The 281-nt window shown below is 37.7% G+C and carries 1 protein-coding gene; it reads right to left on the reverse strand.

The features are described from left to right. A partial coding sequence (locus tag JO950_RS22405) for a hypothetical protein (protein ID WP_237732437.1) occupies nucleotides 1-281 on the reverse strand: 281 nt, incomplete at both ends.

The following is a 281-nucleotide window of genomic DNA, read 5'->3' on the forward strand; positions in this document are numbered from 1 at the left end:
ATAAATATGCCGTTCCTTCGGAACTCTTGAACGTGTCGTGTATTTTTTCAACGGATTGAAAACCATTGCTATAAATATGTCGTTCCTTCGGAACTCTTGAACGTGTTGTATGATTTTTTCAACGGATTGAAATCCATTGCTATAAATATGCCGTTCCTTCGGAACTCTTGAACGTGTCGTGTATTTTTTCAACGGATTGAAAACCATTGCTATAAATATGTCGTTCCTTCGGAACTCTTGAACGTGTTGTATGATTTTTTCAACGGATCGAAATCCGTTGC

Origin of the sequence: Flavobacterium sp. UGB4466, from assembly GCF_903469665.1 — a bacterium.
Taxonomy (GTDB): domain Bacteria; phylum Bacteroidota; class Bacteroidia; order Flavobacteriales; family Flavobacteriaceae; genus Flavobacterium; species Flavobacterium lipolyticum.